Origin of the sequence: Maribacter sp. MJ134 (assembly GCF_003970695.1) — a bacterium.
Taxonomy (GTDB): Bacteria; Bacteroidota; Bacteroidia; order Flavobacteriales; family Flavobacteriaceae; genus Maribacter.
Window position 1 is genome coordinate 236,789 of sequence record NZ_CP034570.1, and the last position, 24,701, is coordinate 261,489.

Genomic DNA, 24,701 nt, shown 5'->3' on the forward strand with positions numbered 1-24,701 from the left:
TTCGTTTATAAATCTAAAATCGTAAACATAAATTCTGAATCAAACCGTGATCTATCTGTTCCGCCATTATCATTATCGCCAATGATTACTTCAAAAGTAGTTGCTGTTTGATTGTCGTATGATATGCCAGGGTCATCGTTTCCGGCACCTCCTCTACCGGGCTGCGTTAGTTGAATAATATAGTTGGCATCAGATACGGCACTAGCAGGTAGTGTTATTCTATATCGTCCGGTGCTTATTCTTGTTGAGGTTACACCAGGTGTGGCGCGGGTAACACCGCCACCTGAATTAATCTTTCCAAAAGCTTTTATAGGACTTTCGTAAAAAGCACCTCCATTGGCCCCAACTGAAATACTGTTGTTTGTTTCAGCACCAACTACATTGGCGGTTTGAGTGACGGTAGCTTCATTCGAATAACTAATAACACCAGTTGATGTGTCCTGAGATAACAAAGTAGTTGTTTCATTAATATCTACAGGTGTAATACCAGCTTCCGAAATAGTGGCAATTCTATTACCGGAAATAGTATTAGTTATACTAACATCGTCGTCCGTTGTGATGGTCCCCACTTGGGTATCGACGTAGGTTTTGACCGCGAGTTCCGTAGGGAAGAGGGTATTGGTACCGTCCGCCAGATTAACGTCGGTGGACTTGTTGGCACTGTCCTCTTTTAAAGCGATGGCTGCATCCGCATCGGATTCGTTAAGGTCTACATCGGCTTGTACTGCTGCGATGGCCGCGTCGGCATCACTTTCGTTAGCATCGACATCCGCTTGTACGGCGGTGATAGCTGCGGAGTCATCAAGAGCGGAAATATCCGCCGATAATGTCGTTCCACTTTCGGTAACGTTCAGGTTGGTACCGTCAAAGGTGACCGCGGAGATATCGTCGTCCGTTGTGATGGTTCCCACTTGGGTATCGACATAGGTTTTGACCGCGAGTTCTGTAGGGAAAAGGGTATTGGTCCCGTCCGCCAGGGTAACGTCGGTGGACTTGTTGGCACTGTCCTCTTTAAGGGCGATGGCCGCATCGGCATCACTTTCGTTTAAATCCACATCGACTTGTACTGCCGCAATGGCCGCATCGGCATCGGATTCATTCAGGTCCACATCGGCTTGAACGGCCGCGATGGCTGCGGAGTCATCGAGAGCGGAGATGTCCGCGGATAACGTGGTTCCACTTTCGGTAACGTTCAGGTTGGTGCCGTCGAAGGTGACCGCGGAGATATCGTCGTCCGTTGTGATGGTTCCCACTTGGGTGTCGACATAGGTTTTGACAGCGAGTTCTGTAGGGAAGAGGGTATTGGTACCGTCCGCCAGGGTAACGTCGGTTGACTTGTTGGCACTGTCCTCTTTAAGGGCGATGGCCGCATCGGTATCGGATTCGTTTGCATCAACATCCGCTTGAACGGCAGCGATGGCTGCATCGGCATCGGATTCGTTCAGGTCTACATCAGCTTGCACTGCCGCAATGGCCGCATCGGCGTCACTTTCGTTAGCATCAACATCTGCCTGTACGGCAGCAATGGCCGCATCGGCATCACTTTCATTTAAATCCACATCCGCTTGAACGGCAGCGATGGCTGCAGAATCGTCCAATGCTGAAATATCCGCCGATAACGTGGTTCCACTTTCGGTGACGTTCAGGTTGGTACCGTCGAAGGTGACCGCGGAGATATCGTCGTCCGTTGTGATGGTTCCCACCTGTGTATCGACATAGGTTTTGACCGCGAGTTCGGTAGGGAAGAGGGTATTGGTACCGTCCGCCAGGGTAACGTCGGTGGACTTGTTGGCACTGTCCTCTTTAAGGGCGATGGCCGCATCCGCATCGGATTCGTTTAAATCCACATCGGCCTGTACCGCTGTAATAGCCGCATCGGCGTCACTTTCATTTGAATCTACATCGGCCTGTACGGCAGCAATAGCCGCATCGGCATCGGATTCATTCAGGTCCACATCGGCTTGTACTGCTGTAATAGCTGCGGAGTCATCGAGAGCGGAGATGTCCGCGGATAACGTAGTTCCACTTTCGGTGACGTTCAGGTTGGTACCGTCGAAGGTGACCGCGGAGATATCGTCGTCCGAAGTGATGGTTCCTACCTGTGTATCGACATAGGTTTTGACCGCGAGTTCCGTAGGGAAGAGGGTGTTGGTACCGTCCGCCAGAGTAACGTCGGTGGACTTGTTGGCACTGTCCTCTTTAAGGGCGATGGCCGCGTCGGCGTCACTTTCATTAGTATCCACATCCGCCTGTACTGCTGCAATGGCCGCATCGGCGTCACTTTCATTTGAATCTACATCGGCCTGTACCGCCGCGATAGCCGTATCCGCATCACTTTCGTTAGCATCTACATCTGCCTGTACTGCTGCGATAGCTGCATCAGCATCGGATTCGTTTGCATCGACATCCGCTTGAACGGCCGCAATGGCTGCGGAGTCATCGAGAGCGGAGATATCCGCCGATAACGTGGTTCCACTTTCGGTGACGTTCAGGTTGGTGCCGTCAAAGGTTACCGCCGAGATATCGTCGTCCGTTGTGATGGTTCCCACCTGTGTATCGACATAGGTTTTGACCGCGAGTTCGGTAGGGAAAAGGGTATTGGTCACGTCCGCCAGGGTAACGTCGGTGGACTTGTTGGCACTGTCCTCTTTAAGTGCGATGGCCGCATCGGTATCGGATTCGTTTGCATCAACATCCGCTTGAACGGCAGCGATGGCTGCATCGGCATCGGATTCGTTCAGGTCTACATCAGCTTGCACTGCCGCAATGGCCGCATCGGCGTCACTTTCGTTAGCATCAACATCTGCCTGTACGGCAGCAATGGCCGCATCGGCATCACTTTCATTTAAATCCACATCCGCTTGAACGGCAGCGATGGCTGCAGAATCGTCCAATGCTGAAATATCCGCCGATAACGTGGTTCCACTTTCGGTGACGTTCAGGTTGGTACCGTCGAAGGTGACCGCGGAGATATCGTCGTCCGTTGTGATGGTTCCCACCTGTGTATCGACATAGGTTTTGACCGCGAGTTCGGTAGGGAAGAGGGTGTTGGTACCGTCCGCCAGGGTCACGTCGGTGGACTTGTTGGCACTATCCTCTTTTAAAGCAATAGCCGCATCAGCATCACTTTCGTTTGCATCGACATCGGCCTGTACCGCTGCAATAGCTGCATTGGCGTCACTTTCATTTAAATCCACGTCAGCCTGTACTGCGGTAATAGCTGCATCAGCATCACTTTGGTTAGCATCCACATCCGCCTGTACCGCTGCGATAGCCGCATCGGCGTCACTTTCGTTAGCATCCACATCCGCCTGTACCGCTGCGATGGCCGCATCGGCATCGGATTCATTCAGGTCCACATCTGCTTGTACGGCAGCGATAGCTGCGGAATCGTCGAGAGCGGAGATATCCGCCGATAAGGTGGTTCCACTTTCAGTAACGTTCAGGTTGGTGCCGTCGAAGGTGACCGCGGAGATATCGTCGTCCGTTGTGATGGTCCCCACCTGTGTATCGACATAGGTTTTGACCGCGAGTTCCGTAGGGAAGAGAGTATTGGTACCGTCCGACAGGGTGACGTCGTTGGACTTGTTGGCACTGTCCTCTTTTAAAGCGATAGCCGCATCGGCATCGGATTCATTCAGGTCCACATCTGCTTGTACGGCAGCGATAGCTGCGGAATCGTCGAGAGCGGAGATATCCGCGGATAAGGTGGTTCCACTTTCGGTAACGTTCAGGTTGGTACCGTCGAAGGTGACCGCGGAGATATCGTCGTCCGTTGTGATGGTTCCCAACTGTGTATCGACATAGGTTTTAACCGCGAGTTCCGTAGGGAAAAGGGTATTGGTACCGTCCGCCAGGGTAACGTCGGTTGACTTGTTGGCACTGTCCTCTTTAAGGGCGATGGCCGCATCGGCGTCACTTTCATTAGCATCGACATCGGCTTGAACGGCCGCAATGGCTGCGGAGTCATCGAGAGCGGAGATATCCGCCGATAACGTGGTTCCACTTTCGGTAACGTTCAGGTTGGTACCGTCGAAGGTGACCGCGGAGATATCGTCGTCCGTTGTGATGGTCCCCACCTGTGTATCGACATAGGTTTTGACCGCGAGTTCCGTAGGGAAGAGGGTGTTGGTACCGTCCGCCAGAGTAACGTCGGTGGACTTGTTGGCACTGTCCTCTTTAAGGGCGATGGCCGCATCCGCATCGGATTCGTTAAGGTCCACATCGGCCTGTACGGCCGCAATGGCTGCGGAATCGTCGAGTGCGGAAATATCCGCCGACAATGTGGTCCCGCTTTCGGTAACGTTCAGGTTGGTGCCGTCAAAGGTTACCGCCGAGATATCGTCGTCCGTTGTGATTGTTCCCACTTGGGTATCGACATAGGTTTTGACCGCAAGTTCGGTAGGGAAAAGGGTATTGGTCCCGTCCGCCAGGGTAACGTCGGTGGACTTGTTGGCACTGTCCTCTTTAAGGGCGATGGCCGCGTCGGCGTCACTTTCATTAGTATCCACATCCGCCTGTACTGCTGCAATGCCCGCATCAGCATCGGATTCGTTAGCATCTACATCTGCCTGTACCGCTGCGATGGCCGCGTCGGCATCACTTTCGTTAGCATCCACATCGGACTGCACCGCTGCAATGGCTGCATCAGCATCGGATTCGTTTGCATCGACATCCGCTTGAACGGCCGCAATGGCTGCGGAATCGTCGAGAGCGGAGATATCCGCGGATAAGGTGGTTCCACTTTCGGTAACGTTCAGGTTGGTACCGTCGAAGGTGACCGCGGAGATATCGTCGTCCGTTGTGATGGTTCCTACCTGTGTATCGACATAGGTTTTGACCGCGAGTTCCGTAGGGAAGAGGGTATTGGTACCGTCCGCCAGGGTAACGTCGGTGGACTTGTTGGCACTGTCCTCTTTAAGTGCGATGGCTGCATCCGCATCGGATTCGTTAAGGTCCACATCGGCCTGTACCGCTGCAATGGCCGCATCGGCATCGGATTCATTTAAATCCACATCCGCCTGTACTGCTGCGATGGCCGCGTCGGCATCACTTTCGTTAGCATCGACATCCGTTTGTACGGCGGCGATAGCTGCGGAATTGTCATAACCAGAAAGATTTATACTAGTACCATCCGGATCTCCGGATAGCGTGATGATATCGCTTGAAAATTGTAAATCTTGAATTTCATTCTCAGCATCAGCATCGGCATCATTCACATTCAAGGTTATTGTATTTCCATCATCAATAGTAATATTTCCGGCTGTTCCATCCGTACTTAAGTTTTGAATGTTAGCACTAGCGTTAATAATTGTTTCCTCACCAGACTCATTAGTGTAGGTATAGGTTCCATCTAAATTATCAACTAAGGTTGAAGGCGTTTCTGGTGCTCCATTGAACGTTAATTCTCCCCCTGAACCATCGCTAAGCGTTATGGTACCATCACCATTGTCCGTAAAAGAAAAGCCACTTGCCCCCGTTTCCTCACAAAGATTTTCCCATTCCGAACCATTGTAAAAGTAAACACATTGTGTATCAATATTATAAGTAATAGCACCACGTAAGGGGGTAAGGCTTAACATTTCTGAATTACTTAGTCTTGTCAAGACTAAAGCCTTATTACTGCTTTCTAATTCTACGATAGAGCTAGGATCAATAGTATTAGGACTACTACCTATTTTAACTTGTGCGGCGATAAACTGAACACTAAAGAGAACAACTATTAACCAAAACTGTTTTTTGCGCATTGAAGTAAGAATTTAGGGGGATTAACCTCGCACGTAAAAATAACCCACAAATAAAGGGCTTGCAGATAATTGTTGTCAACGTAGGGAAAGTTGTTGTGAATTGCATATACGGGCCTGAAGCCTAAATTTAAAAGGTGTCTGGACCGTTGAAAAGATGAAATTGAGCTGCTAATAGAAACCGACATTAATGGGTTGTCCGGATAGAAAGATAATAGGGTTAGGACGAAGAAATTATAGTATAATTACCTGGCCAAGTAAAGAAAGCCTTGATAGTTTAAATCTAAATCCGCCATGTAAACGGTATAGAAATAGACCCCTACGGGTAGTCCGTCTTCCTTGTTAAAAATAAAATCCCCAACGTTCGCAACACCGACAAACTCATCCCTGTAATTTGCTTTTTCAAAAACCTTAAGCCCGTACCGGTCGTAAATTTGCACGAGATTATTGGGTGAATCCTCAAGTTCTGGAATAAAAAAGGAATCGTTGATGCCATCGCCGTTTACGGAAACAAAATAATTATCCAAGCTTAACACCTCCATGGAAAGCGGTTCAAAAGGTTCTTTTGATATGCCGAGTGTAATAATTTCATAATCATCGGGCACGAAAGAATCTGAGGTCACAAAACCCTCTTCTAAGGTTCCTGCCACAGGATTTGCACCTAGATTTTCCCAGCGGCTTCCTGCTTTACTCCAACCTGCGACCACCACTTTGGTAGCCTCTTCCGTAAGGTTTCCAATACCGCTTCGCACATTCCAACTAAGGCTTATGGTAGATGGTACACTCCCCTCTAAACGCCAAAATTCCAACGGACTAACAAAAGCCAAATCCAATGCGAGTTCCGCCGTGTCAAAACTATCGCTAAGTGTACTTGGGGTGCTCGGGTTTTCAAAGAAATAGGCACATCTGGAAAACGGGTTTTCCGATTCGGAACTTACGATTAAGGGCCTTAAAAATTCCGCATCGCCTACGGGAAAGGTAAAATTCTGTTGGTTGGTGATGGCAGCATAGCCATCTATTTTGCTACTATTGTCTTCTCCATTATAAAAACCGTTTTGTAGAAAATTAAAGTTGCTATTCGCTTCGTTTCTTGGGGTTTGAATATCTCCCAGTATAAAATTGGTGTTGTTGCTATTATCTATACCAAGTTCCAGAAATAGGCCCAGTTCCGTAGCAATTTCGATATCGTAGAACTGTGGCACAACATCTCCTTGAACAGCCAGATTAGATGGACTATAAAAGCCTACCAGTCCCAGGTTATTGTCAAAAGGCGCTTCGTTGATCAAGTTGGTATGGAAACCGATGGTACCTTCCTCATGAATACGCAAGTTTCCACCATTGAAGAGCGCCGTTTGAGCATTGACCCATATAGAAAGTAGCAACAGCGGTATGTACAACGAATATTTCATTACTCTTTGTCGTTTTTGGTTTGTAACAGTTGCTTGATCATGTCCATATCCTTTTCTAAGCGTTCTAGCTTTTGCGCTAAGGCTTCTTTTTCCGTGACTAATGCTTCAATCTTTTTCTCCTGTTCTATGGTATGCAGAAAGAGTTCCTCTATTTTTTCTAGGTTTTGAAGGTTGGACTGACTTAGGCTCCAAAAACCATTTTTTTTCGCTTGAGCTGCTGAGGTTACTCCCGGTAAATGATGATGCTTCTTTACAAAATTTTCAACTTCTTTTAAATTTCCAAATTTATAATCTTCTTTAATTGAAGAATAGCCAGTGAAATACTCTTGGAATACGTAGTCCGGTATCCCTTGGTGAGTGCCAGTAAAATTGACATCGCCATTAACTTGTAAAACTCCGTTAGCTGTAATGGCACCACTTGTAATTGTTCCCGTTGTTTGAATATTTTGATCATCAAAATCTGGATTTATTTTAGAACCGGCAATTGCGGCAGTTGGGGATATATCTTCATTAATGATGGTGCCATTTTGAATTTCTTCTGTGTAAACTTCACCGTCTACAATCTTATCGGCCGTAACGGAGTCATTTTGCAGTTGGTCATTATCGATGGAATCATCAGCCATATCGGCATTGGTAATGGTGTCATCCAGTATTTGCGTGGAAGTAATACCCCCAGTACGTACGGAAAGATTTACAGTAGTGCCGTTACCCTCAATTGTGGTGCCGTCCACGTTTACTGCTCCGGCGGTCGGTGCCGCCCAAGTGGCAATGCCACCTACCGTAGTTAAGACTTCGCCATTGTTTGCCGAGCCTTTTACACGCAGTGCATCCGTGTCTATTTCTATAGTTGCATCATCTACGTTGATATCATAACCATTAGCTCCGTCAAAATTGGAAAGACCATCGTCGGCTTCATTATCTACCACAGAACTTCCTGTAGGAGGATTAATCCAGTCTGTTTGACCACCAGTTGAAGATAAAATTTGTCCTGCCGTTCCCGATTCGCCGTCCTTATCTAAAAGTAAATTACCTAGTTGTAAACTTTGAAAAATTATGACATTCGTATCATTATCGTCTTCTTCTATTCTCATCGCCTCTTGAGCTCCAACTGAAAATCCTATTTCATCCGCAGCAGGTCTAAACATTCCTGTATTGGTATCATCGTCTGTGTAAAACCCTATACTCGGAGTTATTGCAGTACCACCAGTGGCTGCGAATCCACCTCTAGCTTGAATCTGTCCTGCAACATCTAGCTTGCTTTGAGGAGCTCCTGGTAAATTTCCTATACCGATATTACCCGCACCACTCAAAATAAAATTATTACCTCCAAGAGTATGTGTTCTATCCGCTGTAAGGTTTAGACCGTTAACACTAAATAAGTTTTCTCCCCCAGTTCCCGCTAAAAGAGCCACATCGATTCCAGCTAGGTGGGCCTCCACGTCTGGCGTTGCCGCCGTGTAGTTTGCAGGTGTCGCGGCAACAGGAACGAGCTCTGCTGTCTGTTCATCCGTATCGTCCAAGTAAGGAGTAAGGTCTATAGGTGTAGCGGCGGCGTTGTTCGTAATGGTCAAAACGTCCGTAGTAAGTTGAAGATCCTGGATTTCGTCCGTAGGGTTGGCCACGCTCGTTGCCAGTACCGCATCGATACCGGCTAGGTGGGCCTCAACGTCTGGCGTTGCCGCTGTATAGTTTACAGGTGTCGCCGCTACGGGAACGAGATCGGCAGTTTGGGCGTCGGTATTGTCCAAGTAAGGAGTGAGGTCGATAGGCGTGGCGGTTGCATTGTTCGTAATGGTCAAAATGTCCGTGGTTAGTTGCAGGTCTTGAATTTCGTCAGTAGGGTTGGCCACGCTCGTTGCCAGTACTGCATCGATTCCGGCTAAGTGGGCTTCCACGTCTGGTGCAGTCACTGCATAATTTACAGGTGTAGCAGCCACGGGAACAAGGTCGGCCGTTTGGGCATCGGTATTGTCCAGATAAGGTGTAAGGTCGATAGGCGTTGCGGTTGCATTGTTCGTAATGGTCAAAACGTCCGTAGTAAGTTGAAGGTCCTGGATTTCGTCCGTAGGGTTGGCCACGCTCGTTGCCAGTACTGCATCGATTCCGGCTAAGTGGGCCTCCACGTCTGGCGTTGCCGCCGTGTAGTTTGCAGGTGTCGCGGCCACAGGAACGAGCTCTGCTGTCTGTTCATCGGTATTGTCCAGATAAGGAGTGAGGTCGATAGGCGTTGCGGTTACATTGTTCGTAATGGTCAAAACGTCCGTAGTGAGTTGAAGGTCCTGGATTTCGTCCGTAGGGTTGGCCACGCTCGTTGCCAGCGCCACATCGATACCAGCTAGGTGAGCTTCCACATCGGGTGTTGCCGCTGCATAGTTTACAGGTGTCGCTTCAACGGGAACGAGCCCTGCTGTCTGTTCATCGGTATTAATTAGGTTCAGTGGTACTTGGAACGTTCCCGCAGCATCTGTTATTTCTAAATTTGATCCATTTACCTGAAAACTCTGATTTAATTCATCAGTAGGATTGGCTGCCCCTCCCAGACTAATTCCATCAATCTCCGATTGTAATTCCGTTATGGCCGCCTGTACCTCATTACTTTCCGTATTTCCCGTAGGGACAAATGCTATGTCCGCTGCTGTAATACCACCAGATGGAGGAAGGTTGTCCCAGACTACATTTCCTGTAGCATCCGTACTTAAAAACTGACCGGGTGTTGCCGAGGGTTCAATTTTAATAGGAGTGATTCCCGCATCCGCCACGGCAAATTCGTTTCCCGTTTGTCCGTCTCCCACAATGGTGACTTGATCGGCAAGTTGGGTGCTTCCCGCTCCTCCGGTTGGTAGGTCTATCCATTCCACGGTTCCCACGGTATTTGTGGTAAGTACTTGGGTAGTTGCCGGAGTAGCTCCTGCGGGTGTAATATCGATTACTCCTATGGAAGCGTCTGTTATTTCTGTAGAACCAATACTGCCTACTCTAAACGGGTCCGTAGCGGTACCCAAACCTAGAATTGTCGTGCCATCTACGAGTTCCGTTGTTCCTCCGCCAGGTCCTGCATTTGTCCAACTTACAAGGCCGCCGGCATCCGTGGTTAAAAATTCCCCCTGAGCTCCTGGTTCTATTTTAAAAGGGTCGGCATTGGTACCGATACCCGTAATGGTAGTCTGGTCCGCTTCTTCCGTACTTCCTGTGCCACCGCCAAGTGTGCCCAACGGAATGGTACCGCTAAAACCGGGGGCCGTTCCCGTAACTACCAAATCAGTACCTATAAGTTCCATATTGGTAATTACACCATCGGCTGCTCCACCACCTAGTCCTGCAAGGCTTACAGAACCATTAAAACCACCGTTGGCACCGGTAAAATTTAAATCGTTTCCTGCGAGAACCACGTTGGTAACAACTCCGTCCGTTGCTCCACCGCCTAAAATTGGGGTCAAATCTACTCCGGTTCCGCCTGAGATATTTATCGTATTCCCCGTAAGACTCAAATTTTGATTGTCTGTATTTACTGTACCTGCGGGTAAATTAATTGTACCTCCATTAGTTAAGGAAATTTGAGTTCCAGCGGGGTTTATACTTAGTTGCTGTTCGTCCGTATTGTCTAAAAATCCATTTAAGTTTACCGTATTACCCCTTTCAATTTCCAATATGTTCCCTGCTAAGTTTAAAGTCTGATTGTCCGTACCGGAATTATTCAAAGGGCCAAGGTCTAGTGTAGTTTCAATACCGGATTCCGTTAAGACAAGATTGTTCCCTTCTAACCGAACATCGGTCAAAGTCTCGTTTTGGTCGTCGGTATCCGAGTCTTCCAAAATATGAGTAGCAAGTGTCACGGTATTGTCATTGATGTTATTTTGTATTGCGTCGGTCAAAGTTAGGGGGTCTGCAATAGTCCCTGCACCTGTAATGGTGATTTCATCACCCGTAGCACCCTGTAGCCCCGAGGCATCTCGCCAAAGGACAATACCATTTTCGTCCGAAGTCATTACTTGGTTTGGAATGGTGTTGGCCATATCTGTAGTTTGCACACTACCATCCCTTATTTCTGAACTACCCACGGAATTGTCTCGCAATTCATTAGAGCTCACCGAGTCGTCCCCCAACTTGCTTTCTCCGATGGAGTTATCCTGTATGTCATCCCCGTTAATACCACCATCTACAATATTTTCACTTCTAATACTGTTGGGCGCAACCTCTAGGTTTATAGAGGAGCCATTGTCAACAATACTAATGGTTGTGTTACTATTTTCAATAGGATCATTGGTTAGGTTAAAGCTTACTGCATCGCACAGATTTACCCATTGGGTTCCATCAAAATAATGTAAGCACTCCGTGTCCGTATTATAGACCACCCCACCTCTTTGTGGAGCTATGGCTTCCATTTGTGGTGTACTAACTCTAGAAATGACCAACACCCGGGAAGAACTCTCCAGTTCCAAAAGAGAAGCGGGGTCAATGTTCTGCGGATTATCTCCTATTTTTATTTGTCCGGATACGGTAAAAATACCGAATATCGTAAGGAGGGCGATGAGGACTATTGATTTCATACTTAGTGTTTTAAAGCTGTTAAGATAAAGGGGGAAACAAAAATAGGATTATCCCAATATTAACCTAAGTTTAATGGTCAAAAATTACGATCTTTAGGATAAAGTGAAGGCAAATCTCGTTAAAAAGAAATAGGAGTTGGGAACTTGTCTTAAATTGTGCTAAGAATGCTGCCATGAGGTCCTTCTACTAGAAATTAACAAAAGTTTATTGGTAGTGGTTTTTTTTAAACGGGTACAAGTGTTTTCTTTATAGACTGTTTCATGGAACATTCCATGATGAAAGTCTTTATACCGACTATTATGATTAAAAATTTACTTAGCGCTGCGCTACTATTTTTTACGGCAATATCTTTTTCACAAGACGATGATCGCCGTATTTTAATGGGTCAGGTTATTTATAAGAACGTTAATGTTGCCAATGAGTACGTTATAAATTCTACGACTGAAAAGGCTACGATAACCAACGATGATGGTGAATTTTCCATAAAAGTTAAGGTGGGTGACGAATTGGTATTTACTGCGGTAAATTTCCAATATAAATTGGTGAAAATAACCCCTGAGATTTTAGCGAATAACAGGTTAGTAGTTTCTGTGAACGAAAAGGTTACCGAATTGGATGAGGTGGTGCTAACACCAGAAGACCAAGAACGCTACTTACAAGTGAAGAATGAGGAATTTAAGGAGTATGAATATGAAGTGGACCGTGGTACGGAGGTTGAGAACGTAGCGCTCTCCCAATCGGAAAGGGGAATGCAGGACGGCATTAATTTTGTCAATATTTTCAGGGCAATTTTTAAGTCCAAGGAAATTGACCCAGAAGTAAAACCTATGTTGGCCAGTGAGGTATTACGCCAAGTATATGACGATCAATTTTTTGTCATGGATTTGAACATACCACAAGACAAAATTGACGCATTTTTACTGTATTGTGACCCTAAAATGCCCGCAAGATCCTTATTGAAAAAAGAAAACGAGTTTCAATTAATCGATTCCCTGGTGAATCTCAGCAAATCTTTCCTGGCGTCATTGAATGAGGAGTAAAATCTTTATATGCTGTTGTACATTGCCTGTACTTTCCTTGGCTCAGATTGATAATGCCAAGGATTTAGATGGGAGGGTAACTAGTAGGGACGGAGATGTAGCTGCAACCCATGTTTTGAATACCACTACGCAAAGGGCAACGATTACGGACCTAAACGGTTTTTTTGATATACCTGTGCACCTTAACGATACCCTTATATTTTCTGCCGTTCAGTTTAAAAAAAAACAAATCGTAATAACGCAGTCCATTTACGATAGTAAAATGCTTGTAGTGCCTTTGGAAGACGAGCTTACGGAGTTAGAAGAGGTTGTGGTTACGCCTTACAACCTTTCGGGAGATATCACCAAAGATTTGCTTTCTTTAGAAATAGAGCCTGTGGTAACGGCCTCCACATTAAATTTACCTAATGCTTATGTGCGCGTACCCACAAAGGCGGAACGGGAATTATATGAGGCTACCTCCGGCGGAGGGCTGATTCCTGTAACACCCATTTTAAACGCGATATCCGGAAGGACTAAAATGCTGAAAAAACGTTTGGCCCGCAATAAATTATATGATCGGACCTTGCGGGTAAGGGAGTTCTATGCAGATTCCCTTTATCGAACAAAGCTTCATATACCCGAGGCCAACACGGACGACTTTTTCTATTACTGTGAAATCGATCCTTCCTTTCAATCCATTGTAGATACCCACGATTTATTTAAAATATGGGAATTTTTGGAAAGAAAAAGCATCGTATACTTAGAAAACAATGATATTGACTAATTCATTTTTTGGCATATCGTTTGCTTATTTTTATAAAAACAACAATATGGGCTATTTAAGGAAAGGACTTTTACTTTTAATACTACCGCTTTTTGCATTTACGATAGCACATAAATTTTATATCAGTGTAACGCACGTGGGCTACTCTGAAAAAGATGATGCCTTACAGGTTACTACAAGGGTTTTTATAGATGATATGAACAGTGTGCTTAACGAGCGTTACGATATTAGTTCTAAACTAGGTACCGATGAAGCATCTAAGGCGGATAATTCGTATTTTGAAAAGTATTTGCGTACCAAATTCGTTATTGAGATCAACGGAAAACCAGTACGGTACACCATGATCGGTAAAGAGTATGATACGGACATGATTGTTTGTTATCTTGAAGTTCCAAAAATTGATTTACCCACCGTTAAGACTGTTGCTATTACGAACGAAATGCTAACCGACCTTTTCGATGAGCAACAGAATGTGTTGCATATTAAAATAAAGGGAAAAAAAAAGAGCTTCGTCTTGCTTAAATCTGATGCTAAAGGAATGTTAAACTTGTAACATTCTCCTCGGAAATCCTTTAAAAAACTTTATTTTCCCCCGACTAAAAATGGAATAGAAAATGATAAGATTCAAGTACACTTTTGCCTCGGTTTTATTTTTATTTGCTGCGATTTCCTTTGCACAGGAAGAAGAAAAGCAAGAAAAAGAGCCAGGTCATTACAATCAGAGTAAATTCAAGCAACTTTACGAAGAGTTTGCAACGCCCAATACCTATCGTTCCGCTTCCGGGGCACCTGGTCCCGATTACTATCAACAGCAGGCAGATTATGTGATGGACATTCGTTTAGACGATAAGAATGCCAAAATATATGGGGAAGAGACTATAACGTATACGAATAATTCTCCCGATAACCTGGAATATCTTTGGGTGCAGTTAGACCAAAACGTTAGGGCTAAAGACTCCAAAGCACCCTTGCGTAATGGTGGCGGGGTACCCATGGCAGAAGGTCCAAGTGGCTTTGCTGCAAAATACTTGACCGAACCTTTTGATGGGGGTTTTAATATAGAACACGTAAAGGATGCCAATGGTAGAGCCCTTTCGCACACCATCAATTTTACTATGATGAGGATAAATATGCCAAAAGCGCTGAAGAGCGGAGAGCAGTACACCTTCTCTATTAAATGGAATTATAACATACCCGATCATACTGTGAACAGAGCACGCTCTGGTTATGAGTATTTTCCAAAAGACGGAAATAGAGCCTATGTCATTGCGCAGTTTTTTCCTAGAATGGCCGTTTACAGTGATGTGGAAGGATGGCAGAATCATCAGTTCTGGGGCAGTGGAGAGTTTGCATTGCCTTTCGGGGACTATGAAGTGAATATTACCGTTCCTGCAGACCATGTTCTAGATGGTACAGGTGTTCTTCAAAATAGAAAAGAGGTCTATTCCAAAGAGATGATGAGGCGCTATGAGATGGCTAAGAAGTCTTACGATAAACCTGTAATCATTGTTTCCCAAGCGGAAGCCGAAGCAGCCGAAAAGTCTTTTTCCGATAAAACGAAGATTTGGAAATTAAAGGCCGAAAACGTAAGGGATTTTGGATTTGCCACTTCAAGAAAATTTATTTGGGATATGCAGGCCGTTAAATTAGGGAATAGGGATGTCATGGCCGTATCCATGTACCCTAAAGAAGGTAATCCCCTTTGGGAGGAATATTCTACCAAAGCGGTAGCCCATACCTTAAAATCCTATTCCGCACATACTTTTGATTATCCTTATTCAAAGGCCATATCCGTACATGCAAAGAATCAGGGTATGGAATATCCTATGATATGTTGGAATTACGGAAGACCAAATGAAGATGGAAGCTATTCGGACCGAGTAAAATATGGTATGATCAGTGTAATCATACACGAGGTTGGTCATAACTTTTTTCCAATGATCGTCAATTCCGATGAGCGTCAATGGGGTTGGATGGACGAAGGTTTGGATACCTTTATGCAGTATATGGCAGAGCAGGAATTCGGAGAAGCATTTCCGGAGGCAATCGCGCCAAATAGTGCTTACCCATCTAGAAGAGGGGCTCCGGCAAAGATAGTCCCGTATATGAGTGGTGACCAAAGTACGATTTCCCCAATTATGTCCAATCCTGAAAACGTTTATCAGCTGGGTCCTAATGCTTACGGAAAACCGGCTACGGCCTTAAATATTCTTCGCGAAACGGTTATGGGCAGAGAACTTTTTGATCATGCCTTTAAAACCTATTCCAAACGTTGGATGTTTAAACACCCTACCCCGGAAGATTTCTTTAGAACTATGGAAGATGCCTCTGCCGTAGATTTGGACTGGTATTGGAGAGGATGGTTTTATACTACGGATTATGTAGATATAGGTGTAAAGGGTATAAAGAAGTACTACGTGAGTGATAAACCCAATAAAAAAATGCAGGAGTATATGGCTGCAAGGAACCTTACTGAAGCAGATTTAAGACCCTTGGTTTATTTAGCTGATGCGGAGGGTGATGATGCAGATCCTGAATTAAAAGGTAAGTTACCTTCTGAAAGTTCTACGACTCTCAAAGAGTTTATGATGGATAATATGACGGAGGCCGAAAGAGCTGCTGTCAAAGAACCCAAATATTTTTATGAGGTTACTTATGACAAGCCCGGTGGTATTCCAATGCCATTAATCGTAGAGTATACCTATGCGGACGGTACTACGAAAAATATGACTTATCCCGCAGAAATTTGGAGAAAAAACGATAAAGAAGTTAGTATTGTTATGGCATCCGAAAAAGAATTGAAGGGAATCGTGGTAGATCCAAAACTGGAGACCGCGGATATTGATACTACCAATAACTCTTGGCCTAAGAAAGAAGAGCAGAACAACTTTGATAAGTTCAAAGAGAATATTAAAGGAAAATAAATTCCATTTTTTACTAAAAGCCTCGTTAATTCAACGGGGCTTTTTTAGTTAGCATCTAAACTTGTTTATATTTGTAGAATGATAGCGACCCATTTTTTGTTCATCAGTGGTGGTGAGATTTTCTTTATCATGTTCATAGTGGTAATGGTCTTTGGTGCAGATAAAATTCCAGGAATCGCCAAAGGTCTTGGAAAGGGCATGCGCCAGTTAAAGGACGCCACTGAGGATATAAAGCGAGAGATTCAGCGCAGTGCGGACAAGCAGGGTATAGATACAAGCGTAATTACGGATATCCAAAAGGATATAGATGATGTTAAGAACAGTATAGATACCGGTATTGCTAAAGACGTAAAAAAGGGTTTTGGTGATGTGGGTAAAAGTATTAGTGATGCTGCCGGTTCCGTAAAAAGAAAATAGTCCCATGCTCGATAAACTTTTAAAATGGGATCGTGAAACCTTTATTTATTTAAACAGTCTTGGTATTGAACAGTTCGATGTGTTTTGGTCAACGGTAACCAAAATTCCCACTTGGACCCCTCTTTTTCTTCTCTTTGGATTCTTATTTTTCAGAACATACCCTAAAAAACAAGCACTAGGTATCATTATAACCTTGTTGGTTATGGTCTTCTTTGTAGTAACCTTAACAGATTTGACCAAGGAAGTCGTTGCGAGATTAAGGCCCAACAACGATACTGAAATAAATACGCTTATTCGAATCTTAAGAAGTCCTACAGGCTACAGTTTCTTTTCCGGTCACGCATCTTCATCATTCTCTATCACAACATTGGTTTTTTTGTTTTTAAGGAAGCATGTTAAATGGGCGGCCATATTTTTTATGTGGCCATTACTGTTTGCCATGAGTAGGATTTATGTAGGTGTTCATTTTCCCATTGATTTAATCGTGGGAGCTTTGGTGGGCGCCTTTTCGGCGTGGTTGTTCTACCGTCTTTATCTTAGGCTTATTTTACCCTACTTAGCGTAAGGCCATCCCGTACCGGTAGTAGAACGGTCTCTAGTTTTGGATGTTCTTTTAGGGCTTTGTTATATTCCAACAGTATTTTTGTAGTCTTATCCTTGGGGTCTAGGGCTTCAATTACCTTTCCGGACCAAAGCACATTGTCCGACAGGAGTATAGCGCCTGTTTTGGTCTTGGGGAGTACAACATCTAAATAGTTGAGGTATTCTTTTTTTTCCGCATCAATAAATACGAGGTCAAAGGTGGTATCTAGCTCTGGAATAATATTCAGGGCATTACCTACGTGTTGCTTAATATGAGTTCCATATCCACTTTTATCAAAGTATTTACGCTGTATGTCAAACAGCTCCGCATTTACGTCTATCGTATGCAGAGTGCCACCCTTTTGAAGTCCTTCTGCCAGGCAAATTGCCGAGTACCCAGTGTAGGTTCCAATCTCTAAAATATTTTTGGGACGTACTATTTTGGAAAGAAGACTAAGGACCCTTCCCTGAAAATGACCCGTAAGCATTCTCGGTTGTATTACCTTTAAATGGGTTTCCCGGGTTAGCTCCTTCAAAATATCAGGCTCGTCTTGCGAGTTGTCGCTGATATAATTCTCCAATAAAGTAGATAGGAAGTGCATGACTTAATTTATGTCAAAAATACCATTTTAAGCAGTACCTTAGGTCATCATAATTTTTCTGTATGACCGAAGAAATAGTGATAAGAAAAGCTGTTGATGCTGATTTAGAGGTGTTGTTGGCCATGGAGCAGGGCGTAATAACTGCCGAGAGGCCTTATGATCCTACCATAAAGGAAAATCCTGTACATTATTACGATTTAAAGGATTTAATGGCCAATCCAAAGGCAATACTATTGGTCGCCCTGTACAAAGAGAAAATTGTAAGTTGTGGATACGCGCTTGAAAAGGCGGCTAGGAGTTATTTGGACCACGATACGTATGCCTATTTAGGATTTATGTTCACGGTATCGGATTACCGGGGTCACGGTATCAACAAGCAGATAATAGAAGGTTTAAAGGAGTGGGCGTACTCCCGGGGTCTGTCGGAAATTAGACTTACCGTATACAGTGATAACCATCCTGCAATCCGAGCGTATGAAAAGGTTGGTTTTAAGAGTCATATGATAGAGATGCGAATATCGAATAAGCAATAAATTATAATTCTACTACCAAGTTCTACGCTTTCCTTTTGTATCAGTATTTTTACATAAAATTTTGTCTATGGAATTTAAGAACACCTTATCCTTTGCACAGGCGATGGATAGTGAAGATGCATTACAATCGTATAGGGACGAGTTTCTATTTCCAAAAGTCAATGGCAAGGATGTTATTTATTTTACTGGTAACTCTCTTGGCTTGCAGCCAAAGCGTACCAAGAAGTATATAGACGAGGTCATGAACGATTGGGCTTCACTTGCGGTAGAGGGTCATTTTTACGCTGATAAACCTTGGTGGGATTACCATGAGCGTCTAGCAGAGCCCCTAGCTAAGGTGGTAGGTGCCAAACCTAAGGAAGTATCCGTAATGAATACCCTAACGGTAAACCTACATCTCTTAATGGTATCCTTTTACAGGCCAGATAAAAAACGATTTAAGATCATATGCGAAGAAAAAGCATTTCCAAGTGATCAGTACATGCTTCAAAGTCAGGTTAAGTTTCATGGACTAGATCCGTCAGAGGCAATTATAGAGGTTAAAAAACCGGAAGGTGCACATGCTTGGAAGACCCAAAATTTTATTTCTAAAATTGAAGAGGTCGGGGATGAGTTGGCATTGGTTTTAATTGGTGGAGTAAATTATTACAACGGACAGGTTCTGGATATGGAAGCGATTACCAAGGCAGGTAAGGCCGCTGGGGCCATGGTAGGATGGGATTTGGCCCATGGCGTAGGTAATGTTGCTTTAGAATTACACGATTGGAACGCAGATTTTGCGGCATGGTGTAGTTATAAGTATATGAACAGTGGTCCAGGTAATGCTTCTGGAATTTATGTACACGAGCGCTATTTGAACAGGAAGGACATTCCACGTTTTGAAGGATGGTGGGGTACCAAAAAAGAAACACGTTTTCTTATGAAACCAGAATTTGAGCCTATGGAGAACGCAGATGCGTGGCAGGTGAGTAACGCACCTATTTTATCCATAGCACCCTATCTAGCCTCCTTAGAGCTATTTGAGGAAGTAGGTATGGAAGCGTTGATCAGGAAAAGAGATAAAATTGTGGCTTACTTGGAGTTTGTATTAACGGAAATCGATAAAGAAGTAGCCAGTTCTTTTGAAATTATAACGCCAAAGGATAGGGGATGTCAGCTGTCGGTCTTTTTACATGGTGAAGGTAAAGCGCTGTTTCAATATTTAATGGATAACGGTGTCATTACGGATTGGAGAGAACCAAATGTTATAAGATTGGCACCAGCACCTTTTTATTGTTCTTTTGAGGATATGTATAGATTCGGTCAGATTTTGAAAAATGGAATTCTTTCTAAATCAATTAAAAACTGAAATCTTATCAAGGAAACAGAGAACACTAATGTTCAATATATTTTAAACCCGTAAGCAACATATACTATTGAAATCACTTCTCCTAATATTGGGTAATGCACGGTATTTTGGCCCCTCTTGGGTATTTGCCAGTTTAAATATTCTTTTTGGTACTTGGGCCATTTATATCCCAAGCGTAAAAGAATCGTTGGCGATAAACAATTCGGAGTTAGGAATTGCCATTTTCTTTCTGTCACTTGGCGTATTCTCCATATTTCCGTTTGCGTCAACCATAATTAATAGGTTTGGGGTAGGTAAAACAACCTGGTATGGGGTAATAGGTAGTTCGTTTGCCGCTATGTTACCTTTACTTGCACCATCCTATTATAGTTTGATGGCGGCACTATTCATTTTCGGAGCTACCAATGGTTTTACGGATATTTCTATGAATACCTTGGTCACGGAGATAGAGAAGAAAGATAAAGCGAAGTTTATGTCCGCGTCCCATGGTTTTTTCAGTCTTGGTGGGGTTTTGGCGGGTTTAGGTAGTTTTCTCATAGGACCTTTAGATAATCCTGTTTTGCATATGGGCATGGCCGTACTTCTGGTGCTTGTGGTAAATCTTGTTTTTTATAGAAAGTACGTATCCGTTATAGCAGCACCTATTGTAAAAGAGCCTTTTAGTTTAGGATTATTTAAACCGCTTATGCTTTTAGGGATAATTTCATTTATTGCTATGGGGAGTGAAGGCGCCATAGTAGATTGGAGTGGTATTTATTTAAAGGAGGTTAGCATAGCTCCGGAAGCACTCTGGGGCGTAGGATTTTTAGGGTTTCAGATAACCATGACCTTGGGGCGTTTCTTAGGTGACCAAATGAGCAACGTAATGGGCTCTGTAAAAATGGTGGCCCTGGGTACAATTTTAGCTGTAGCGGGCTATGTTCTTGTGTTAACCGTTAATACGGGTCTGGTCATAGCAGGCTTTGCTTTGTGTGGTCTTGGTTTTTCGGTAATGGTGCCAGAAATATTTAGAATAGGAGGTAATGTCAAAGGAGTGGATTCTTCCCAAGGTGTGGCTTTTATTGCAGGAACCGGTTATGCAGGTTTTCTGTGTGCTCCCCCTATTTTGGGATTTTTAGCGGAAAACTATTCACTCAAAGTCTGTTTCATGGTTCTTTTGGCAGTGGCGTTGTTAATTCTAATGGCAACTTTGAGTCTAAAAAAACGACCAAGCTAATTTTATAAAACTATTTTTAATCTAGGTTGTTCCTAATTTTAAATTCCTTGTTTCCTTCGCCCATTTGTCTTATGAAATCTTGCATCTCCTTTGTAAGTAAAAGCTGGTTTTGTGTATCCCAATAGGTCTTTTTGTATGGAAATTTTAATTTGAAGATATCCTTTTGTTCATTTACGTTACTCTTTATTCTCTCATTGCCAAAAATTATGTGCGGTGTTGGAGGTAATTTCTACTTTAAATAGGCATTTCAATTAAGGAATCGGCGATTAAGGCTTTGTGATTATTTTGACAAAGCAGTAAAAAAGCAATAAAAAGAATGACTTTGGTAAGGTTGATTTTCATGAATAACTATGCTATTCTTTCTCAATTAAAAATAAGACCAAATTACTTCACTTCAATGCCTGTAAAATAGAGCATAAAGTTGCTATCTGGCATTTTATGCATACCGGCTATATGTAAACCGTTTAAATTCTTATAATCTTCCCAACTGGTAATCATGGAAGGTTCCTCTTGGTTTCCTTTTCTAAAGACCCATTCCTTTATCCTATAGTCTTTACCAAAGTAAAAATCATAGGCGTCTCCCGGAGTATAACCACCTTCACTACCATAAACAATGGTCAGTTTTTGCATAGCTTCCTTGCTTATAGGAGCGTCGCTAGTGGCTTCATGTTCGTAGGTGAAATTATTCTGGTCCCAAACCAATTGGAAGGGTCCTAAAAGCCAAAATTTATCGTTAATAAATCCACCATCTGTTTTCATGATGGTACTATCCATGGACATTCGATTATAACGAACCGTGTCCTCTCTCGTCGTCAGAACTATGTTATTGGTTTTTGGCTCCCAGAGCCAGGTACGCTCAAAATGAGAGGAATCCCTATCTACATTAAAAGTGTATTTGATATGAGATATGGTTTTCCAGTTCTCAAAACCGTGTGCATTGGCTACTTTTTCTAAAATTGTAAGTTCCTTTATAGCGGTTTTTGGTTCTTCCTTTTTATCATCTTTACAACTTACAGAAAGAAGAAGAATTGCCATTATTCCTAAGATATAGTTCTTCATAAAACTTGGTATTTAGCGTAAAGATATTAATATCTTAATCTTATGCCTATTTTTGAAATACCTAAAAATACCAGAGAGTGACCTTCATAAGAAAACTGTGTCTAATCATCATAAACAACCAATTCAAAATAAAATTGGATTCTGATGACCCCTACAAGGACGTAAGTGACGAAGATCTAGTTCTTAAAATAGTTGAAAAGAAAGACTCTATGATGTTTGGAGTCTTGTACGACCGTTACGCAAAAATGGTCTATAACAAGTGTTATGGCTTTGCCAAATCCCAAAAGGAGGCAGAGGATTTAACGCAGGATGTCTTTTTAATGCTATTTGTTAAATTAGGTTCTTTTAAAGGAAGGTCTAAGTTTTCGACCTGGCTTTATTCGTTTACCTATAACTTTTGTGTAAATTATGTAAATAGGGATAAAGGAAGGAAAATTAGTGATAAGGCCAATAACATAGAGGACACCGAATATAAGTTGTCAGTTGAGGTGACGGATGAGAGTTTGTTGGACCTACAAGTAGAGAAGTTGAAAAGAGCGTTGGAAATGATACCGCCAGAGGATAAGAGTTTATTATTACTTAAATATCAAGATGGAGTATCTATTAAAGAGTTGGAGACTATCTTGGAGATAGGCAGTAGTGCGGTAAAAATGCGCTTAAAAAGAGCAAAAGCAAGAGTAATTGAAACCTATAATTCATTACCCTAGATGTTAGAACAAAACAAAAATCCGTTTAAGGGAATTCAGGGAGATCTTAAGGATGTTCCACCAGAATTGCGTAAGAAAGTGATGCACGATATCGCCATAGCGAAACTTATCATGGAAATGGCTACATTGTTTACGGGTAATTATTCAGCGATAATAGAAGGTATGCTTAAAACATCGGATTCAAATAGTAAGAAATAATAATTAAAGAGATAGTCATAAATTATGGAAACAGTAGGACAATGGAAAGATCTTATATTTGAGACATTGGGCTCAATCTTAAAGGATATTGCTTCGGCACTACCCGGCATTTTTGGCGCCTTTGTAGTGTTGTTATTCGGATGGATTACGATAAAAATAGTCTCTTTTATCGTTAAAAAAATCCTTAAAATAGCCAAGGTAGAAGTATTATCTAACAAGGTAAACGACGCAAAACTTTTCGGAGACTCTGACATAAAGATAGATATAGCCAAGGTACTCCTAAGTTTTATAAAGGGTGTGTTATGGTTGGTATTCATAATCGTTGCCGCAGATGTAATGAACTTAAAGATTATCTCCAGTGAGATAGCTAATCTATTAAGGTACCTTCCCATACTATTGTCCGCCCTCATCATTTTCATGATAGGGCTGTATTTGGCAAAAGCCATCAAGAACACGGTTACCACGGTTTTTGAGTCTATGGACTTGGGCGGTGGCAAGATGTTGGGCAACGTTCTTTTCTATATGATAATAATTTTTGTGAGTATTACCGCGCTCAATCAGGCAGGTATTGATACGACCATAATTACTAGTAATTTCACTATAATATTAGGTGCTTTTCTTTTTGCTGCTGCCTTGGCGTTAGGTCTAGGTTCTAGAGAAGTGGTGGGTGACCTGCTACTAACCTTTTATACGAGAAAAATTTATGAAGTGGGGGATAAGGTTAAAATAGGTAAAATAGAAGGTAGGGTAGAGGCTATCGATAATATTTCTGTTATTGTTAAAACTAAATCCGGTAAGGTAGTTGTTCCCATCAAAAAAGTGGTGAATAAAACCGTTGAGGTAGAAGATTAAAGATTAGTAAATTATTATAGGTATAGGCGGGGCATATTGCTCCGCTTTTTTTATTTATTATGATTATCAAATTTTTGCGTGGTAGGTTTAGTAATTATTTCCTTAATTTTGATGTCTAGAAAAAACTTTATTTATGAGTGCTAAAAAAGGAAAAATACAAGAGGCTATAGATGAGAAAATGCTAGAAGAAAGAAAGGTATTTCTTTGGGGCATGGTAGACGATGATTCAGCAAAACATGTGATAGATAGATTGTTGTATTTGGATATGCAAAATAATAAGGAAATACAATTATACATTAATAGTCCCGGTGGTTATGTTACTTCCGGATTTGCCATGTATGATACCATTAAGGCATTGAAAAGTCCCGTTTCTACTATATGTACTGGCCTTGCGGCGTCTATGGGGTCTATCTTACTTTCTGTTGGAAAAAAAGGAAGACGTTTTATACAGCCACATGCACAGGTGATGATTCATCAACCAAGTGGAGGAGCAAGGGGACAGGCCTCTAATATAGAAATCCAGGCAAGGGAAATTATTAAGACCAAAGAGTTAAGTGCCCAAATCCTTGCGGATAATTGTGGTCAAAAATTTGATAAGGTCCTAAAGGATTTTGATAGGGATTACTGGATGAACGCCCAGGAGTCAATTGAATATGGTATTGTAGATGGTGTTCTAGAATAACCATTCTATATCGGTATTAAAAAAGTCCTTCTCTTAATTTGAGAAGGACTTTTTTAATATTCACTTATTGTATG

General features: G+C 43.0%; 18 protein-coding genes. 13 read left to right on the forward strand and 5 right to left on the reverse strand.

Features of this window, described 5'->3' with window-relative positions; all coding sequences use genetic code 11:
• Positions 1 to 5: 5 nt before the first annotated feature.
• From EJ994_RS01085 to EJ994_RS01095, 3 genes are all read right to left on the reverse strand, one after another.
• A complete protein-coding gene (locus EJ994_RS01085) occupies positions 6 to 5,747 on the reverse strand; it encodes a beta strand repeat-containing protein (RefSeq protein ID WP_126590829.1) in 5,742 nt (1,913 codons plus the stop codon).
• Between the two features lie 242 nt (positions 5,748 to 5,989).
• Positions 5,990 to 7,153, reverse strand: a complete 1,164-nt coding sequence (locus EJ994_RS01090; protein ID WP_126590830.1) for a gliding motility-associated C-terminal domain-containing protein — start codon at positions 7,151 to 7,153, stop codon at positions 5,990 to 5,992.
• On the reverse strand, positions 7,153 to 11,700 hold the full coding sequence (locus EJ994_RS01095) for a beta strand repeat-containing protein (protein WP_126590831.1): 4,548 nt from the start codon (positions 11,698 to 11,700) through the stop codon (positions 7,153 to 7,155). Before EJ994_RS01095 ends, EJ994_RS01090 begins: the two co-directional genes overlap by 1 nt.
• Before the next feature lie 300 nt (positions 11,701 to 12,000).
• Here EJ994_RS01095 and EJ994_RS01100 point away from each other — a divergent pair, with 300 nt between their 5' ends.
• From EJ994_RS01100 to EJ994_RS01125, 6 genes are all read left to right on the forward strand, one after another.
• Entirely contained in the window at positions 12,001 to 12,741 is a 741-nt protein-coding gene (locus tag EJ994_RS01100; RefSeq protein WP_126590832.1) for a hypothetical protein, read from the forward strand.
• Entirely contained in the window at positions 12,731 to 13,507 is a 777-nt protein-coding gene (locus EJ994_RS01105) for a carboxypeptidase-like regulatory domain-containing protein (RefSeq protein WP_126590833.1), read from the forward strand. Before EJ994_RS01100 ends, EJ994_RS01105 begins: the two co-directional genes overlap by 11 nt.
• 46 nt (positions 13,508 to 13,553) lie before the next feature.
• Positions 13,554 to 14,060, forward strand: a complete 507-nt coding sequence (locus EJ994_RS01110) for a DUF6702 family protein (RefSeq protein WP_126590834.1) — start codon at positions 13,554 to 13,556, stop codon at positions 14,058 to 14,060.
• A 61-nt stretch (positions 14,061 to 14,121) separates the two neighbouring features.
• A complete protein-coding gene (locus EJ994_RS01115) occupies positions 14,122 to 16,431 on the forward strand; it encodes a M1 family metallopeptidase (protein ID WP_126590835.1) in 2,310 nt (769 codons plus the stop codon).
• Positions 16,432 to 16,509: 78 nt separating this feature from the next.
• Positions 16,510 to 16,848, forward strand: coding sequence for a twin-arginine translocase TatA/TatE family subunit (locus tag EJ994_RS01120; protein ID WP_099573044.1), 339 nt, complete (start codon positions 16,510 to 16,512; stop codon positions 16,846 to 16,848).
• A gap of 4 nt (positions 16,849 to 16,852) precedes the next feature.
• Positions 16,853 to 17,413: a phosphatase PAP2 family protein gene (locus tag EJ994_RS01125; protein ID WP_126590836.1), complete on the forward strand. Its 561-nt coding sequence runs from the start codon at positions 16,853 to 16,855 to the stop codon at positions 17,411 to 17,413.
• Here EJ994_RS01125 and EJ994_RS01130 read toward each other — a convergent pair.
• Complete coding sequence (locus EJ994_RS01130; RefSeq protein ID WP_126590837.1) at positions 17,391 to 18,032, reverse strand: O-methyltransferase; 642 nt, start codon at positions 18,030 to 18,032, stop codon at positions 17,391 to 17,393. The two genes, EJ994_RS01125 and EJ994_RS01130, sit on opposite strands and share 23 nt — an antisense overlap.
• 62 nt (positions 18,033 to 18,094) lie before the next feature.
• Between EJ994_RS01130 and EJ994_RS01135 the strand changes: the two genes are divergently transcribed.
• The 3 genes from EJ994_RS01135 to EJ994_RS01145 all read left to right on the forward strand — a co-directional run bounded on the left by EJ994_RS01135 (position 18,095) and on the right by EJ994_RS01145 (position 21,129).
• On the forward strand, positions 18,095 to 18,565 hold the full coding sequence (locus EJ994_RS01135; protein ID WP_126590838.1) for a GNAT family N-acetyltransferase: 471 nt from the start codon (positions 18,095 to 18,097) through the stop codon (positions 18,563 to 18,565).
• A 67-nt stretch (positions 18,566 to 18,632) separates the two neighbouring features.
• The gene (gene kynU / locus EJ994_RS01140) at positions 18,633 to 19,913 is read left to right on the forward strand and encodes a kynureninase (protein WP_126590839.1); all 1,281 of its coding nucleotides are present in this window, start codon (positions 18,633 to 18,635) and stop codon (positions 19,911 to 19,913) included.
• A gap of 67 nt (positions 19,914 to 19,980) precedes the next feature.
• The gene (locus EJ994_RS01145) at positions 19,981 to 21,129 is read left to right on the forward strand and encodes an MFS transporter (protein ID WP_126590840.1); all 1,149 of its coding nucleotides are present in this window, start codon (positions 19,981 to 19,983) and stop codon (positions 21,127 to 21,129) included.
• A gap of 384 nt (positions 21,130 to 21,513) precedes the next feature.
• Here the strand turns inward: EJ994_RS01145 and EJ994_RS01150 are convergent, their stop codons facing one another.
• Positions 21,514 to 22,188: a hypothetical protein gene (locus EJ994_RS01150; protein WP_126590841.1), complete on the reverse strand. Its 675-nt coding sequence runs from the start codon at positions 22,186 to 22,188 to the stop codon at positions 21,514 to 21,516.
• Positions 22,189 to 22,265: 77 nt separating this feature from the next.
• On the opposite strand from EJ994_RS01150, the gene EJ994_RS01155 reads away from it, so the two are divergent.
• The 4 genes from EJ994_RS01155 to EJ994_RS01170 all read left to right on the forward strand — a co-directional run bounded on the left by EJ994_RS01155 (position 22,266) and on the right by EJ994_RS01170 (position 24,627).
• The gene (locus EJ994_RS01155; protein WP_241240824.1) at positions 22,266 to 22,895 is read left to right on the forward strand and encodes an RNA polymerase sigma factor; all 630 of its coding nucleotides are present in this window, start codon (positions 22,266 to 22,268) and stop codon (positions 22,893 to 22,895) included.
• Complete coding sequence (locus EJ994_RS01160; RefSeq protein ID WP_126590842.1) at positions 22,896 to 23,093, forward strand: hypothetical protein; 198 nt, start codon at positions 22,896 to 22,898, stop codon at positions 23,091 to 23,093.
• 24 nt (positions 23,094 to 23,117) lie between these two features.
• Complete coding sequence (locus tag EJ994_RS01165; protein WP_126590843.1) at positions 23,118 to 23,945, forward strand: mechanosensitive ion channel family protein; 828 nt, start codon at positions 23,118 to 23,120, stop codon at positions 23,943 to 23,945.
• A 133-nt stretch (positions 23,946 to 24,078) separates the two neighbouring features.
• A complete protein-coding gene (locus tag EJ994_RS01170) occupies positions 24,079 to 24,627 on the forward strand; it encodes a ClpP family protease (RefSeq protein ID WP_126590844.1) in 549 nt (182 codons plus the stop codon).
• The last annotated feature ends 74 nt before the right edge of the window (positions 24,628 to 24,701 follow it).